At 66.4% G+C, this 15782-nt stretch carries 16 protein-coding genes; 9 read left to right on the top strand and 7 right to left on the bottom strand.

The window, feature by feature from the left end:
- Nucleotides 1-6 precede the first annotated feature (6 nt).
- The gene (locus tag G6N18_RS03470) at nucleotides 7-777 is read left to right on the top strand and encodes a DUF899 domain-containing protein (RefSeq protein ID WP_083002732.1); all 771 of its coding nucleotides are present in this window, start codon (nucleotides 7-9) and stop codon (nucleotides 775-777) included.
- A 102-nt stretch (nucleotides 778-879) separates the two neighbouring features.
- Here G6N18_RS03470 and G6N18_RS03465 read toward each other — a convergent pair whose 3' ends face one another.
- A complete protein-coding gene (locus G6N18_RS03465; protein ID WP_109749471.1) occupies nucleotides 880-1542 on the bottom strand; it encodes an MBL fold metallo-hydrolase in 663 nt (220 codons plus the stop codon).
- Between the two features lie 81 nt (nucleotides 1543-1623).
- Here G6N18_RS03465 and G6N18_RS03460 point away from each other — a divergent pair, with 81 nt between their 5' ends.
- Nucleotides 1624-1998, top strand: a complete 375-nt coding sequence (locus G6N18_RS03460; protein ID WP_067217350.1) for a hypothetical protein — start codon at nucleotides 1624-1626, stop codon at nucleotides 1996-1998.
- Here the strand turns inward: G6N18_RS03460 and G6N18_RS03455 are convergent, their stop codons facing one another.
- The gene (locus G6N18_RS03455) at nucleotides 1999-2652 is read right to left on the bottom strand and encodes an alpha/beta hydrolase family protein (RefSeq protein ID WP_234806177.1); all 654 of its coding nucleotides are present in this window, start codon (nucleotides 2650-2652) and stop codon (nucleotides 1999-2001) included.
- 43 nt (nucleotides 2653-2695) lie between these two features.
- The gene (locus G6N18_RS03450; RefSeq protein ID WP_083002735.1) at nucleotides 2696-3451 is read right to left on the bottom strand and encodes a glutamine amidotransferase; all 756 of its coding nucleotides are present in this window, start codon (nucleotides 3449-3451) and stop codon (nucleotides 2696-2698) included.
- Between the two features lie 116 nt (nucleotides 3452-3567).
- Here G6N18_RS03450 and G6N18_RS03445 point away from each other — a divergent pair, with 116 nt between their 5' ends.
- Nucleotides 3568-3798, top strand: a complete 231-nt coding sequence (locus tag G6N18_RS03445; protein WP_067217344.1) for a hypothetical protein — start codon at nucleotides 3568-3570, stop codon at nucleotides 3796-3798.
- On the top strand, nucleotides 3788-4105 hold the full coding sequence (locus G6N18_RS03440) for a type II toxin-antitoxin system PemK/MazF family toxin (protein ID WP_067217338.1): 318 nt from the start codon (nucleotides 3788-3790) through the stop codon (nucleotides 4103-4105). The genes G6N18_RS03445 and G6N18_RS03440 overlap by 11 nt, the downstream gene beginning before the upstream one ends.
- Before the next feature lie 58 nt (nucleotides 4106-4163).
- On the opposite strand, the gene katG is transcribed toward G6N18_RS03440, so the two are convergent.
- Together katG and G6N18_RS03430 are read right to left on the bottom strand one after the other, a co-directional pair.
- Nucleotides 4164-6407, bottom strand: coding sequence for a catalase/peroxidase HPI (katG, locus tag G6N18_RS03435; RefSeq protein ID WP_083002739.1), 2244 nt, complete (start codon nucleotides 6405-6407; stop codon nucleotides 4164-4166).
- Between the two features lie 33 nt (nucleotides 6408-6440).
- Complete coding sequence (locus tag G6N18_RS03430; protein WP_067217332.1) at nucleotides 6441-6896, bottom strand: Fur family transcriptional regulator; 456 nt, start codon at nucleotides 6894-6896, stop codon at nucleotides 6441-6443.
- A 287-nt stretch (nucleotides 6897-7183) separates the two neighbouring features.
- Between G6N18_RS03430 and G6N18_RS03425 the strand changes: the two genes are divergently transcribed.
- The 5 genes from G6N18_RS03425 (at nucleotide 7184) to G6N18_RS03405 (ending at nucleotide 12351) form a co-directional block, all read left to right on the top strand.
- On the top strand, nucleotides 7184-8395 hold the full coding sequence (locus G6N18_RS03425; RefSeq protein ID WP_083002742.1) for an acyltransferase family protein: 1212 nt from the start codon (nucleotides 7184-7186) through the stop codon (nucleotides 8393-8395).
- 50 nt (nucleotides 8396-8445) lie between these two features.
- Nucleotides 8446-9138 carry an Rv0518 family GDSL lipase gene (locus G6N18_RS03420; protein ID WP_067217409.1) on the top strand — a complete coding sequence of 231 codons (693 nt, stop codon included), beginning with the start codon at nucleotides 8446-8448 and terminating at the stop codon, nucleotides 9136-9138.
- A complete protein-coding gene (locus tag G6N18_RS03415) occupies nucleotides 9138-10490 on the top strand; it encodes a sensor histidine kinase (protein WP_083002746.1) in 1353 nt (450 codons plus the stop codon). Before G6N18_RS03420 ends, G6N18_RS03415 begins: the two co-directional genes overlap by 1 nt.
- Before the next feature lie 18 nt (nucleotides 10491-10508).
- Nucleotides 10509-10940, top strand: coding sequence for a type II toxin-antitoxin system Rv0910 family toxin (locus tag G6N18_RS03410; protein ID WP_067217319.1), 432 nt, complete (start codon nucleotides 10509-10511; stop codon nucleotides 10938-10940).
- Between the two features lie 61 nt (nucleotides 10941-11001).
- On the top strand, nucleotides 11002-12351 hold the full coding sequence (locus G6N18_RS03405; protein ID WP_179962357.1) for an aldehyde dehydrogenase family protein: 1350 nt from the start codon (nucleotides 11002-11004) through the stop codon (nucleotides 12349-12351).
- Nucleotides 12352-12360: 9 nt separating this feature from the next.
- Here G6N18_RS03405 and G6N18_RS03400 read toward each other — a convergent pair whose 3' ends face one another.
- Complete coding sequence (locus G6N18_RS03400) at nucleotides 12361-13350, bottom strand: IS481 family transposase (protein ID WP_083002749.1); 990 nt, start codon at nucleotides 13348-13350, stop codon at nucleotides 12361-12363.
- 107 nt (nucleotides 13351-13457) lie between these two features.
- Nucleotides 13458-15755 (bottom strand): isocitrate lyase ICL2, encoded by a 2298-nt coding sequence (gene aceA, locus G6N18_RS03395; protein ID WP_067217311.1) that lies wholly within the window; start codon nucleotides 15753-15755, stop codon nucleotides 13458-13460.
- Between the last annotated feature and the right edge of the window lie 27 nt (nucleotides 15756-15782).

The raw sequence follows: 15782 nt of genomic DNA, 5'->3' as shown, positions 1-15782 counted from the left end.
GAGTAAATGAAAACACCACCAATTGTATCGGCGCAGGAATGGGACGCCGCGCTGAAGGAAATGCTCGTCAAGGAAAAGGAGCTCACCCGCGCGCGAGACGCGTTGGCGGCGCAGCGTCGGCGGATGCCCTGGACACCTGTCCAGAAGGAGTACGTGTTCGAAGGGCCCGACGGCAAGGCGAGCCTCCTAGACCTATTCCAAGGCCGCCGACAGCTGATCGTCTACCGGGCGTTCTTTGGGCCGAAAGTTTTCCATGGGCCCGCCGATCAAGGGTGGCCCGATCACGCCTGCTGCGGCTGCTCCTTGATGGCCGACCACGTCCCCACCCTCGCCCATCTCAACGCCCGCGACACCACGCTCGTCTACGTCTCGCCGGCGCCGCAGGCAGACATCGCACGACTGAAGGCGCGGATGGGTTGGGAGCACATCCCGTGGTACACCTTCCTGCCCGGAAAGGACGGAGCTTTCGACAAGGACTTCGGCGTAGACGAGTGGCACGGTCACAATGCGTTCATTCGTGACGGCGATCGCGTCTTCCGCACGTACTTCATCAACGAGCGTGGCGACGAGGCGTTTGTCACGACCTGGGGCTACCTCGACATGACCGCATTGGGGCGCCAAGAGGATTGGGAGGATTCGCCGGAGGACTATCCGCAGACCCCACCCTACGAATGGTGGGACTGGCACGACGAATACGGCACACACGAGCCGTCGCGGTGGTTCGGCGATCCCGACCCCGACAATCCCGACGACCAGCGACCGCCGCGCAGCGACTAGGACAGGCCTCGCTCAAATTGTGAATCTGTGGCGATTTTTCACACGATTTTCCGCCAAGGTTTCACACGGGGCGCCCCGATCAGCGACCAACGACGAAAACGACTAGGACGGCACGCTCGCCAGCGCCTGAGCCACGCATTCGACCCACCGGTCCTCGTCGACGGCCGTCCACGCTGTCTCACCCCCGAAGGCGCTGGAGATCACGAGATCGGGTGCGAGGCTGCCCAACAGCGCGACACTTGCTCGGAGCGCGTCGGCGTCACCACGGCCCGGTACCAGGAAGGTGGCCCACGTGCCTTCAGCGGTGGGGAACATGGTGTCGCCGGTGAACAGGTATTTTTCACCGCTGGTGCCGGTGACCAGATAGCTTGTGCTACCGGGTGAATGGCCCGGTGTGGGAATCACCTCGACACCGTTCGCGTCGACATGGCGCGTAGTGCCGACGGGCACGTCGACGCGGCCATGTTTCGCGATGGCGTCGATCTCGGCTTCCGGCGCGTACAGTCGGCGGCCGAACCGCTTCTCGATCCGCGCCAAGTTCGGACCCGCCTCGTCGAGGTGCGACAGGTACTGTGCAGCGACCCCGCCGAGGGCGTCGATTGCGTCGAAATCCGCTTCCGTGGCCGGACTGTAGAACAGCACATTCCCGCACGGACCACGCCACAGATAGGCGTGCGTCGTGAGTCCGGGAAGTGGCGTGTCCATCCGGGTCTGCCAGAGGTCATCGCGTAGTTGGAGCATTTCCTGCGTCGTTGAAGTAGCCATGCCACAACCCTGCGACCTCAACTAATGTTGAGGTCAAGTCATTTCTCCCCGAACTTCGATGCCAGGTGCCACCATCAACAGATGGCGCACTCACACATAGCCGCCACGGCAGCCGTGGCGGCCGTCGCCGCGTCGATCGTGTTCGCGCCCAATGCCTCAGCGGTCTGCTACTCCGCCGAGTGCGTACCCAACGTGGCGCGCAACGTCATCGAAGGCGCGCCGTGCAAACCCGGAAAGTACTTCAACTACGGACTCGGCCCCACCGGCGCGACGTTCGTCTGCAACAAGATCGGGGTCTGGACCGCTGCCGGTCCACTGGTCGGGGTGCACAACGTCGCGATGGACTGTCCGGAGCGGAATCTGTCGGCTCAAGGCTCCGACGGGGTGGCCTTCGTGTGTGCCGACATGGGCGGCGGCCACCTGCGGTGGGCGCACCGCATCGACACCGCGGAGTGATCAGAGTGTGGCGGCGATTCGGACCGCCACGTCGGCAGCGACCTCGAGCGTCGCTGGATCGGTGGCCGGGTGATACCGGTCGGCCGCCGGGTCATACGTCGCGCCCGCTATCGAGCCGTGGTCTGCGGGCAGCACCACACAGTCGACCGGCCATCCGCTGCGCTCGAGCGTCTCGGCGAACCCGCGGCTCACCTCGGGGGGTACGACGTCGTCGTGCTCGCCGTGCAACAGTGTGAACGGTACCGGGTCGCCACCCAACTGCTTCGGTAGCCGATCCCCGGAAATCGGATCGGGAACCATGAATGCGCCTGCGAGACAGACGGTGTGGGTCACACCGAACTGTCGAGCGTGGATTGCCAGGCCCGCCGCCGCGAGCCCACCCATCGACCAGCCGACAACTATCAACGGCTTGTCGTCGGCGCGTTCGCGCGCATAGCCGGCCGACGCCAGCAGGTCCGCCCGGCCACGGTCGTCGGCGTGCGAGTCCCAGTCGGCGAGCACAACCGCAAGCCCCCGTTCGTGTACCCGTTCGGCCAGCGGCCGCATCGCGGTGCGCGAATCGGTCTGCGCGCCGTGCCACATCAGGACTGTCGGTTGGGACGCGTCTCCGAAGACGTCGGCGGATCGGCCGGGGGAGTACTCGACGGTGTGCACGGACTATGGAGTGCCCCGATGATCCCGGCGCCAATCGCGCCTGTCACCGCCGGCGCGCATACCTGTCGACGAATCGCTTCAGGATGGTCCGCGGGTATCGGACATCCCATTGGCGGGCAGCCGATTTCAGCGTTTCTGCCGACTCGGGCGGAAAGTAGCCGTGGTCCTTGTAGACCTCGATGCGGGTCAACATGCCGTCGAGATCCAGTTCGGGATGGAACTGGGTGGCGTACACGTGGCGTCCGACCCGGAACGCCTGCACCGGGCAGTCCGGCGACGAGGCGAGACGCACGGTGTCCGACGGAAGCGAGGTCGCACCCTCCCGGTGCCCACCGAACGCGTCGAAGACGTCGGGCACCTCGGCGAACAACTCGTCGCTGCGGCCCTCGGGTGTGACCGTGACGGTGACCCCGCCGACCGGTTCGGGGTGTGTCCGGTCCACCGTGGCGCCGATGACCGTGCCGAGGGTGCCGACGCCGTAACAGCAGCCGAGGAAGGGGAAATCCTGGTCGACGAGGCGGCCGATGAGGTCCAGTAACTCGGACTCGACCCGCCGCTGCGTCGCCGACTTCGACTCGGCCGTGTCGCTGACGTTGTATGGCCCGCCGCCGAGGATGATTCCGGACCAGTCGGCGAGATCGATGCGGCCCAGCGATTCGTGGGTCAACCGGATGCGCCGCATGCCGGAGGTGTTCAGGCCGGCGAAGCGCATCATCGCCCGGTACTCGTCGTCGGCGGCCTCGTCCTCGCCGCGGATGGACAGCAGTAGGAAGGGCGCGGGCGTAGTTTCTGGCGCCATTCTTGTCTCCACGAGTGAAACCTAAGCGCAGCGCAGCGAGCAGACGCCGATCAATGACGTGCGTGTTTTCAATCGCACAATACAGATCGACTGCAATTTGCACTACGATTTGTCTTATGGGAACACTTACGATTCGCACTGATCCGGAGGTCGAGCGTGCGCTGGCTTCGCTCACCAGCGAAGGGCAGTCGCGTTCCGAGGTTGCTCGCGCAGCAATCCTGGAGGCAGAGCGTGCTCGCCGCCGCGCACGCATGCGGGCCGAGGCCGAGGAACTGCGCAACGATCCGGACGACGTTGCGGCCTCACGGGAGCTCGCCGCCGAGATGGACGCCATCCGTGCGTGGTGACCTCTATCGCCTGAAAGCGCCGAAGGATGTCCGCGGCCATGAGCAGGCCGGATCTCGGTACGCCGTCGTCGTGCAATCAGATGATCTGCCTCTGTCCACATGGATCATCGCGCCAACGTCGACAGGCCGGCGCGCAGCCACGTTTCGACCCGAGATCGAGATCAGCGGCACCAAGACCCGCGTGATGGTCGAACAGCTCACCGTTGTCGATCCGCAACATCGCCTTGGAGAGTTCGTCGGTCGACTCGACACCGTTGAAATGCAAGCGGTGGACGAAGCCCTTCGAGCCATGCTCGCTCTTGACTGACAACGACAACGCCCCGCGAGCCGTAACTCGCGGGGCGTTGTCGTTGTTATGCGGACGATCAGTCCAGTTCGAACCGATCGTTGTTCATGACCTTCACCCAGGCGGCCACGAAGTCCTCGACGAACTTGTCCTTGCTGTCGTCCTGCGCGTAGACCTCGGCGATGCCACGAAGCACCGAGTTCGAACCGAACACCAGATCGTTGGCGGTGGCCGTCCACTTGGCCGCCCCTGAGGAACGGTCCCGGCCCTCGTAAACGTTCTCGGTCGTCTCCGACGGCTTCCACTCCGTGCTCATATCGACCAGGTTGACGAAGAAGTCGTTGCTCAGCACGCCTGGCCTGTCGGTGAACACGCCGTGCTTGCTGCCGCCATGGTTGACGTTCAGCACCCGAAGGCCGCCGATCAGCACCGCCAGCTCCGGAGCCGTCAGGTCGAGCATGTACGCCCGCTCAACCAGCAGTTGCTCCAACGGATTCTTCTCGCCCGGCCGCACGAAGTTGCGGAACCCGTCCGCTCGCGGTTCGAGCACCGCGAACGACTCCACGTCGGTGTCCTCCTGGGAGGCGTCGGTGCGGCCCGGCGCGAAGTGCACGTCGATCTCGAAACCGCCGTCGCGGGCGGCCTTTTCGATCGCCGCCGAACCGCCCAACACGATCACGTCGGCCAGCGAGATCTTCTTGCCTCCGGTGGCCGAGGAGTTGAACTCCTGCTGGATGCGCTCGAGCACCGGCAGCACCTGAGCCAACTCAGCGGGCTCGTTGGCTTCCCAGTTCTTCTGCGGCTGCAGCCGGATCCGTGCGCCGTTGGCGCCGCCCCGCTTGTCGGTACCGCGGAAGCTCGATGCCGACGACCAGGCCGTCTTCACCAGCTGCTGCACGGTCAGGCCCGAGTCGAGCAGCTTCGATTTGAGCTGGGCGATGTCCTGCTCGTCGACCAGTTCGTGGTCCACCTGCGGAACCGGGTCCTGCCACAGCTGCGGCTCGGGAATCCACGGCCCGAGGTAGCGGCTGATCGGGCCCATGTCGCGGTGCATCAGCTTGAACCAGGCCTTGGCGAAGGCCTCGTCCATCTCTTCGGGATGGTCGAGCCAGCGGCGGGTGATCTCGCCGTAGATCGGGTCGATCCGCATCGAGAGGTCGGTGACCAACATCGTCGGCTTGCGCGGCGGGCCGCCGAACGGGTCGGGGATGATCGCCTCGGCATCCTTGGCCTCGAACTGCCACGCACCGGCGGGGCTCTTGGTCAGCTCGTACTCGTAGCCGTAGAGCGTCTGGAGGTAACTGTTGTCCCACTTGGTCGGGGTGGGCGTCCAGACGACCTCGAGGCCGCTGGTGACGGTGTCAGGACCCTTACCGGAGCCGAACGGGCACTTCCAGCCCAACCCCATCTGTTCGATCGGGGCGCCCTCGGGCTCGGGTCCCATGCCTTCGTCCGAGCCCGCACCGTGGGTCTTGCCCAGCGTGTGGCCACCGACGATCAGCGCCGCGGTCTCCTCGTCGTTCATCGCCATCCGGCCGAACGTCTCGCGGATGTCGTGTGCTGCGGCCAACGGATCCGGCTTGCCCTCCGGGCCTTCGGGGTTGACGTAGATCAGGCCCATGGTCGTCGCCCCGAAGGGCTCGGCCAGCTGGCGGTCGCTGTCGTTGGTCCCGCCGTAGCGCTTGTCGGTGCCCAGCCAGGTGTCCTCCTGGCCCCACAACATCTCCTCGGGCTCCCAGATGTCCTCGCGACCGAACGCAAAACCCATCGTCTTGAAGCCCGACTGCTCCAGTGCGGCGTTTCCGGCGTACGAGATCAGGTCGGCCCAGGAGATCTTGTTGCCGTACTTCTGCTTGATCGGCCACAGCAGCCGGCGGGCCTTGTCCAGGCTCGCGTTGTCCGGCCAGCTGTTGAGCGGGGCGAACCGCTGGGCGCCCTGTCCGGCGCCGCCGCGGCCGTCGAAGATCCGGTAGGTGCCCGCGGCGTGCCAGCTCATCCGGATGAACAGGCCGGCATAGCTGCCGTAGTCGGCGGGCCACCAGTCCTGCGAGGTGTTGATCAATTCGAAGACGTCGCGCTTGAACGCCTCGAGGTCGAGTTTCTTGAACTCCTCGGCGTAATTGAAGTCCGCGCCGAGCGGGTTGCCTTTTTCGTTCTGCTTGTGCAGCACCGACACGTCGACCTGTTCGGGCCACCAGTCCCGGTTCGTCAGCGGAGCGTGCGCCTTCGGCTTCGGCGAATCGATAACCGGGTTCTCGCTCTCACTGTCACTGGCCGTCTTGGAGTCGGCGTGAGGGGGGCGAGCGTCAGAGGTATCAGACACAGCGTTCCTTCCGGTGGGTTGATTGGGCTGTGATCACGGTCGTGATCGGGAAACTTGCGATACCGAGCAGTCAGGGCACAGACCCCAGTAGATGACCTCGGCCTCATCGAGCACGAAGCCGTCCAGCGCGCCATCGGGATCCGATGGCGTCAGGCAGGGCGCTTCGCCGACGGCGCAGTCCACATCCGCGATGACACCGCACGATCGGCACACGACGTGGTGGTGGTTGTCGCCGACGCGTGACTCATACCGGGCGAGCGAACCCGAGGGCTGGATTCGACGAACCAACCCGGCGCTGGTCAGCGCGGCGAGCACGTCGTACACGGCCTGCCGCGAGACGTCCGGCAGAGCGAGGCGCACCGCGCCGAAGATCGTTTCGGTGTCGGCGTGGGGGTTGCCGTAGACCGCCTCCAGCACCGCGAGTCGCGGGCGGGTCACGCGGAGATCGACTGCGCGCAGCCGTTCCGCGTAGTCGGGCGTCGAAGGCACGTTGTCAATATGCCGCGTTATCTGGAATGAGTCAAGACTTGATTCGACACCTGATTCTGCGGCGTGTCGCGAATTTGGGCAGACCCGTTGCTGCACTGACCGAAGTGCCTCGTCGCCAATGCTTTTCGACGTCGCAGGGGCCGTTTCACAGTGATTTCGCGCGTGTTCCGGGCAGCGGCGCTGCTGGTACTGTTCCGAAGCTGCCGGGTCGTGACCCGTCTGTGGTCAGGCGGAGGTGGACCACCCGGCGAGACCCGACAGCTACGGACTTCCGCGAAGAGAGTGTTGTGCGCACCGGCGAAATCAGAGCCCTTTCCGGCCTGCGCATCGTCGCCGCCGTGTGGGTGGTGCTGTTTCACTTCCGACCGCTTCTGGAGGAATCGGTGCCGGGCTTCCGCTCGGCGCTGGCGCCGCTGCTCAACTGCGGTGCGCAGGGCGTGGACCTGTTCTTCATGCTCAGCGGGTTCGTACTCACGTGGAACTATCTCGATCGCATGGGCCCGTCATTCTCGTGGCGGGCGACCCTGCGCTTCCTCTGGTTGCGCTTGGCCCGGGTGTGGCCGGTGTACCTGGTGACCATGCATCTGGCGGCGCTGTGGATCATCTTCACCCTGCACATCGGCCATGTGCCGTCCCCGGCGGCCGACACCTTGACCGCCACGAACTACATCCGCCAGGCGCTGATGGTCCAGCTGTGGTTCGTGCCGTTCTTCGACGGTTCCAGCTGGGACGGGCCGGCCTGGTCGATCAGCGCCGAATGGCTGGCCTATCTCCTGTTCGGCGCGCTGATCCTGGTGATCTTCCGGATCGCGCGAGCGACGCGGGCGCGGGGCTTGATCGCGCTGGCCTTCGTCGCCACCATGCCGCCGATTTTGCTGCTGCTGGCAACCGGCCTGTTCTACACACCGTGGAGTTGGCTGCCGCGAATCGTCATGCAGTTCACCGCCGGCGCGCTGGTGTGCGCCGCGGTCCGCAAGCTGCAACCCAGCGACCGGGCCCGACGCGCCGCGGGGTACGCCGCAGTCCTGCTGGGCGGGGCGATCGTCGTCATCCTCTACCTGCTCGACGCGCATCCGTTGCCCAAGATCACCGACGGTGCGGGGTTGGTCGATGTGCTGTTCGTGCCCTTGCTGTTCACGCTGGCCATCGGGTCGGGCACCTTGCCCTGGCTGCTGTCGCTGCAGCCGATCGTGTACCTGGGACACGTGTCGTTCAGCCTTTACATGGTCCATGAGCTGGTGCACACCACCTGGAACTGGTTGGTGGCGCAGTTCGAGCTGCACCTGTCGCCGGACTTCACGGGCAAGTTGATAATGGTTGCCTTGCTCGGTGCCGCGCTGACCGGCGCGGTCATGCTGTACCACTTCGTCGAGGAGCCTGCCCGGAAATGGATGCGCGGCATGATGAGCGCCCCCACGCGTTCGGATACCCCTGGCAAGTTGCCGACCGTGTTGCACCCGCGCGAACGAGCAGAGGTGTTCTCGGCCCGCGCGGGATGACCACGCGAGTCGCTGCTGTGCTGGCCTCGTCGCAGCCCTACGCTGGAGCGGTGAGGCGCGTGGTGACGGTTGTGGTTTCGATCGCACTCTTGATCGTCGCGGGATGTCAGCACCGGGAACCGCTGCGCGACAAAGAGATCGTCGAACTCAACTTCGCGGTCAACCGCATCGCGGTGATCGGCGACTCGTACACGACCGGCAGCGACCAGGGCGGGCTCGACGCGAAAGGATGGCCGACACAGGCGTGGCAGATCCTGGCCCGACAAGGGGTGGCCACCACCGCCGACGTCGGCGCCGAAGGCGGGGCCGGCTACGGCATCCGTGGTAACCGCGGCAGCCTGTTCGAGGATCTGACCGCCGCCACAGTGAAGCCCGACGACACGCTCGTGGTGTTCTTCGGTTCTCGCAACGATCAGGGTGTCGAGCCCACCCAGCTGTCGATCCTCATCTACGGCACATTCCAGTTGGCGCGTCGGATCGCACCGTCGGCGCGCCTGCTGGTGATCGGGCCGCCGTGGCCGACAGCCGACGTCCCCCCTGAGGTGATACGTATCCGCGACACCCTCGAGTACCAGGCCGAGCTGGCGGGTGCGACGTTCATCGACCCGATCGCCGCGCGCTGGTTCGTGGACAGGCCCGAGCTGATCGGCTCCGACGGCGTCCACCCCACCGACGCGGGCCACACCTATATGGCCGAGAAGATTGCGCCGCTCATCGGCGCGCAACTGCCGCGCGGCATCTGATGCGCCTCGGCGGACGCCTGTACCAGCTGCTGACCCGGGTGTTGTCGCTGCGGATCATCGTGATCGTGGCGGCGCTGTCGGTGGTGGCGCTGGTGATCACCCTCGGCGCGTGGGTGTGGTTCGGCGTCACCAACGACCAGTACAGCCAGCTGGATCGCCGCCTGGACTCAGTCAGCAGCCTCGGCGACATCAGCACGCTGCTGCGCACCGCCCAGCAGGCCGACGTCGACCCGCCCATCCCGGACGGCGGGCTGGTGCGCACGGCGCGGGTTGACGGCGTCACCGTCTCGATACCCGAGGACATCGTGTTGCCGAAGTTCGACATCGGCTACGCCGACACGACCATCGATGGCGTCGAATACCGCGTGCGCACTTTCGCCGCCGGTGACGCGTTGATCGCGATCGGCGCACCGCTGGCCGAGACCCAGCGCCGGATCGACGAGTTGCACCGCCGGGTGCTGCTGATCTGCGGCGGCGTGATCGTCGGCACCGTGCTCGTCGGCTGGGTGATGTGGTCGATCATGATCAACCCGTTCCGCCTGCTCGCCCAGCAGGCGCGCGCAATCAACGCGCAGTCGAAACCAGACGAGGTCCAGGTGGTGCGCGGCGTGCAGGAGGCCGTCGAGATCGCCGAGGCGGTCGAAGGAATGCTTGCCCGCATCGGCGATGAACAGCAACGCACCAGGGCGGCACTGGAATCGGCACGCGACTTCGCCGCGGTGGCGTCGCACGAACTTCGCACCCCGCTGACCGCGATGCGCACCAATCTCGAGGTGCTGTCCACGTTGCAGATGCGCGACGAGCAGCGCCAGGAGGTGATCGCCGACGTGATGCGCACCCAGAGTCGCATCGAGGCGACGCTCACCGCGCTGGAGCGTCTGGCCCAGGGCGAGCTGACGACCGTCGACGACTTCGTGCCCGTCGACATCACCGAACTATTGGACCGGGCCGCGCACGACGCGATGCGCAACTATCCCGGTCTGCGGGTGTCGCTGGCCTCGTCGACGACGGTGCTCATGGTGGGGCTGCCGGCCGGGCTGCGGCTCGTCGTCGACAACGCGATCACCAATGCGATCAAGCACGGCGGCGCTACCGAGATCCAGCTCGGCGCCGAGAGCTCGGGCGAAGGCGTGAGAATCACCGTCGACGACAACGGCTCGGGGATACCGGAGGAGGAACGGGCCGCTGTTTTCGAACGGTTCTCGCGCGGCTCGACCGCGGCGCGCGCCGGTTCGGGGCTGGGGTTGGCGCTGGTGGCCCAGCAGGCCGAGCTGCACGGCGGAACCGCGACGATGGAGACCAGCCGGCTGGGCGGCGCGCGGCTGGTGCTGAGCCTGCCCGCCCCGAGCTGAGCTGGATACCATCCCGAGATGGCGAAACTCGAGTTGTCGCGCGAATTGGCGTTGAGCCCACAGGACGCGTGGGAACACGTCTCCGACCTCAACTCGCTGGGGGACTGGCTGGTGATGCACGAAGGTTGGCGAAGCGAGTTGCCCGACGAACTGTCGGTAGGCACCACGATCGTCGGGGTGGCCGGCGCCAAAGGTCTGCGCAACAGGGTCACCTGGACCATCAAGAAGTTCGACCCGCCCCAGCTCATCGAGGTGAGCGGAAACGGCGTGGGCGGCACCAGGTATGGGCTGACGATGACCGTGGCGCCGACGAAGACGGGCAGCGCGTTCACCCTCACCCTCAATCTCGGCGGAGCGCCGCTGTTCGGGCCGATCGGGTCCGCGGCCGCGCGGGCGGTCAAGGGCGATATCGACCGATCCATCCGCAAGTTCGAGGAGCTCTACTCCTGACGGTTGGGCCTGACGGGTTGATCGGTCTTGAACCGGGTACGACCCTTTCGTGTCACAAACCATGGATCTGACTGTTCTGGACCCTCGTACCGGGGACATGGTGACCCGGATTCCGATCACCGACCCGGCGGCCTGTGGCGAAGCCGTAGCGCGAGCGCGCGCGGCGGCGCTGACGTGGGCGCGCACCCCCGCCGCGGAGCGCGCCGAGGCGCTGACGAGGGCGGCCGCAGCGGTCCGCGAAGCGGCGGCCGAACTGGCCGAGCTCAACGAGCGTGAGACCGGCAAGCTGCGGGACGACGCGGTGGGCGGAGTCGACGCCGGCGCGGGCACGTTGGTGCAGTACGCCGAACTCGGCCCGGTGCACCGCGGCCGCAGCTTGCACGGGTCATGGGCGGCGACCGACCTGATGGTTCCGGAGCCGCGCGGTGTCGTGGCGGTGCTGACCCCGTGGAATGACCCGGTGGCCGTGGCGGCGGGCCTGCTCGGCGCGGCGCTGGTGACCGGAAACACGGTGGTGCACAAGCCAAGTGAACGGTGCCCGGCAACCGGTCGACGGTTCGCCGAGCTGCTGGCCGAGCAGCTTCCCGACGGTGTGCTGGAAATCCTCGACGGCGACGGAACGGTCGGCGCCCAGCTGGCCTCGGCGCAGGACGTCGACGTGGTGGCACATGTGGGCAGCAGTGCGGCCGGGCGGGCGATCGCGCGGGCGTGCGCGGAGCGCGGAGCCAAGACCGTGCTGGAGAACGGTGGGAACGACGCGCTGATCGTCGACGACGGGGTGGACCCGCGGTGGGCGGCCGAGCAGACCGCGTTGGGCGCGTACGCGAACGCCGGGCAGATCTGCGTGTCCGTCGAACGGGTTTTCGTGGTCGAGTCGATAGCCGACGCGTTCCTCGACGCGTTGGTCGAAGAAGCGCGCGGGTGGGGCGAGCGGATCGGGCCGATGGTCGATCGGCAGCAGCGTGCGGTGGTGCAGGACCACGTCGATGACGCGGTCGCCAACGGCGCGCGCGCCTTGATCGGCGGTGAACCGGGACCCGGCCCGGGTGCGTTCTACCCGCCGACGGTGCTGGCCGACTGCACACCGGGGATGCGGGTGTTCCGGGAGGAGACGTTCGGTCCCGTCGCGCCGGTGCGGGTCGTGCCCGACTTCGAGACCGCTCTGCGCGAAGCCGCCGACGATCGCTACGGGTTGGCCGCCACCGTGCTGACCCCCGACATGGCGCACGCGCAGGAGGCGTGGCGGGCCCTGCCGGTCGGCACCGTCAAGATCAACGACGTCTTCGGCGGCGCGCCCGGCGGGGCGTCGCAACCGCGCCGCGCGAGCGGGAACGGGTTCGGCTTCGGTCCGGAACTGCTCGACGAGATGACCGTGATGAAGGTCGTGCACTGGTCGCCGCCGCCCAGTTGAGGCCGCGGTCTAGTTGTACTGACCACAGAGGTTAGGTACGCGGGTGGCGGGTGGTTGGCCGCCGAGTGCAGTGTGGCCGCGGTGGTGATTGTAGGTGTGTAGCCAGACGCTGAACTCGTCGCAGCGTTCTGCGTCGCTGCGGTAGAGACGGGCATAGGCCCATTCATCGGCCAGCGTGCGGTGGAATCGTTCGACCTTGCCGTTGGTCTGGGGCCGATAGGGACGCGTGCGGCGGTGTCGGATCTCACCGAGCGCTTCTGCGAAGGGCCGTGATCGGTAACAGGCTCCGTTGTCGGTCAATACATTTCGCACCGTTATCCCGCATTCGAAGAACCAGGCGTTGGCGCGCAGCCAGAACTGTGCTGCTGTGTCTTTTCGTTCGTCGGCCAACAGCTCGCTGTAGGCCAGCCGCGAGTACCCATCAATCGCGGTGTGCAAGAAGTGATAGCCGCGCGCGGTCTCGCCGTACTTAGCGACGAGCCCGCTGCTCTTGTCGGCACGCGAGTTGTGTCTGCCCACCGGTTTACCCAGAATCCGCCACCCACCGCCGGCGGGGATCTTGCCAAGTTTCTTGACATCGACGTGCACCATCTCGCCGCAGCCGGCCGACTCGATCCGGCGGATGACGCGGTCGGTCGGGCGGTCCAGCCAGCGCAGCTTGGCCAGGCCATATCGGGTCAGCACCCGGTGCACGGTGGAGGGATGAAGTCCTAGCAGGTAGCCGATACGCGCTGGCCCCCAACGGCGGATCACCCGGACTTTGATGATGCGACGTTCGGTGCGCGTCGGCGTCTGGGTTGGACTGCGATGCGGCCGTGAGCTGCGATCAGCCATTCCAGCGGCCCCAAGCTCACGATAGCGGCCAGCCCACCGGGCCGCGGTGGTCACCGCGACCTGGAAGCGTTCGGCCGCCCGCCGCAACGGCCAGCCTTCCTCAACGATGCAACGAGCCAGCCTCAAACGACCGGTTTCCGACAACGGGGCATTACCGTGGACCACGAAGACCTCCGGAGTGAGTGGTGTGTTCCTAGACAGCTCGCACTTCACTCGGAGGTCTTCGTCATGTCACCACGCCACGCCGTCACCAACGTCTGTGGTCAGTACATCTAGTCCTCCTTGCGGATCAACCGGCCCAGTGCCTCCCGGTCGGGGGCCAGCAGCTCCTCGATTCTCGGCTGATTGACGTCGGCCACGATGATCTCGCCGACCTCCTGGTAGACGTCGCTGAAGATGCCGTGCGACTTCATCTTCTCGGTTTGATAGATGTTGTCCTCGGTCGGCGTGACGTAATACACGATCTCGGCCTTGAACCGGTGGATCAGCCACAGGTGCACGACGCTCATCAGCCGCTTCTGGCGCAGCTTCTCGGCGAAGGTGTTCTGGTCACGCACCGTCAGGATGCTGCGGCCGTGCCGGTCCTTGATCGGGTCGACGATCACGTTGGCGAGCTTCTCGTCCTCGCCGTCACGCTCGCCGTAGATCCCGAGTTCGAGCACATCCGACCCGGGCCGCGTCGGCCGTAGCTGCACCCGCAACTTCTCGTCGAGTTTGTAGTGCTCGCCCCACAGCGCCAGCCACTCCTCGAGCAGCTTCTTCGGCACCTCGGTCTGCACCAGATGCTGATGCTGGGTCGAGCCCTTGCCCATCGCCTTGGTGGTCGCCAGGCGGCCCGACGAGGCGGCCAGTGCGGCATCGCTTCGCGGTCCGCCGACGAGCGTCTGCGGTGTGCGGTAAGGAGATTCGACCAGTCGCATCTTGCGCTGCAGGCGCGCCAACGCGAGCATGCCGTCCTGTCGCAGGGCGGTGGCGAACTCCTCGGATGCGACGCCGTCGACCTGGTGCCCGCCGTACGTGATGAAGTTGAAGACGAAACCCATCTTCCCGAGTTCCGCAGGGAACGCCCGCATCTCGTCGTCGGTCATGCCGGTGGTGTCCCAGTTGAAAGAGGGGGACAGGTTGTAGGCCAACATCTTCTCGGGGAACACGGCGTGGACCGCCTCGGCGAACTCGCGCGCGTCGGCGAGGTCGGCGGTCTTGGTCTCCATCCAAAGGATGTCGGCGAACGGCGCGGCGGCAAGCGACTTGGCGATCGCGTACGGGATGCCACCGCGGACCTGGTAGTAGCCCTCCGGGGTCTTGGCGAGTTCGCAGTCCCAACCGACGGCCGCGCCGAGCTCCCTGGCCTTCTCGCGCGCGGTGTACAGCGGTGCGAGCCGGGCGAAATCGCGCCACTCCGCCACACTCATGTCGAGTTGTTCGCCTTCACTTTCGCGGAACTCGAGTAGCTCGGCCACCGCCTCCCCATAGGTCATCAGCCCGGCATCGACCTGCCAGGCGTCGACGCACTTCGACTCGACGTCGTCGAAGATCTCGTCGATGGCGCTGTCCGGCCGCTCTCGGTACGCCGAGGCCGCCTCCGCGACCGCGTCGCCGATGCCGTGGCGGTCCAACCACGTGTTGGCGGTCGCGTACTCGCCGTCGGGCAGCGCATAGAGCAGGTGGCCGTTGAGTTCGCTGACGCCCGCTTCGTAGAAGCGGCGCATCATCGCCAGATAGCAGGACTTGTATGACGGCACCTTCAGGTTCGTCACGCCCAGCAGGAACGGTTGGTCGCGCTCGTCGGCGCGGCTGTCGATGAGGTTGGCCGCCTCGGCGTCTGTGCGGGCCACGATGATGCCGGGCACCTTCATGATGTCGAGTTGGAAACGCGCGGTGTTGAGCCGTTTGATCTGCTCGTCGGACGGCACCAGCACCTTGCCACCCTGATGGCCGCACTTCTTGGTGCCCGGGCGCTGGTCCTCGATGTGGTAGCCGGGCACCCCGGCCTCCACAAACCGGCGAATCAGGTTGCGCACGTGCGGATCTCCACCGTGACCGGTGTCGGCGTCGGCGATGATGAACGGGCGGAAGTCGACGGCAGGCGTCGCGTCGCGCTGCTTGTCGGACATCTGCATCCGCAGGTACTGCTGGTTGCGGTCCGCGGTGAGCAGCGCGCGGACCAGACCGGCGGCCTCCTCGGGCACCTGGCTCAGCGGGTAGCTGGCCAAGTCGGGCCCGGGGTCCTCGGTCGTGGACCCCTTGGCCGACGTCGCCCAGCCACCGAGGTAGATGCCCTCGATGCCCATTCGTTTCATCGTGACGGCCTGCCCGGGCGAGTAAGGGCCGAACGTGGTGATGCTCTTCTTCTGCGCGAACAGTTCGCGAAGGCGCGCGTAGAACGCGGTCGCGGCCTCACGGGCCACGATGTAGTCGGAGGGGATCGTGCCGCGCTGTTCAGCGACTTGGCGGGCCGAGTAGAGCCGGGTGATCCCGTCGAATCGCGGGCTGTCGAAGTATCGCTGAGTGGCGGCAACGTCGCGCTCGAACGGTGTCTGGGGCGCTGCATCCGCTTCGATGATGGCCATGAATTCACCCTACGGCGACCGCTCGGC

The organism is Mycolicibacterium celeriflavum, from assembly GCF_010731795.1.
Lineage (GTDB): Bacteria > Actinomycetota > Actinomycetes > Mycobacteriales > Mycobacteriaceae > Mycobacterium > Mycobacterium celeriflavum.
Note: the sequence above shows the minus strand (reverse complement) of the source record. Positions and strands in the feature narration are given on the sequence as shown.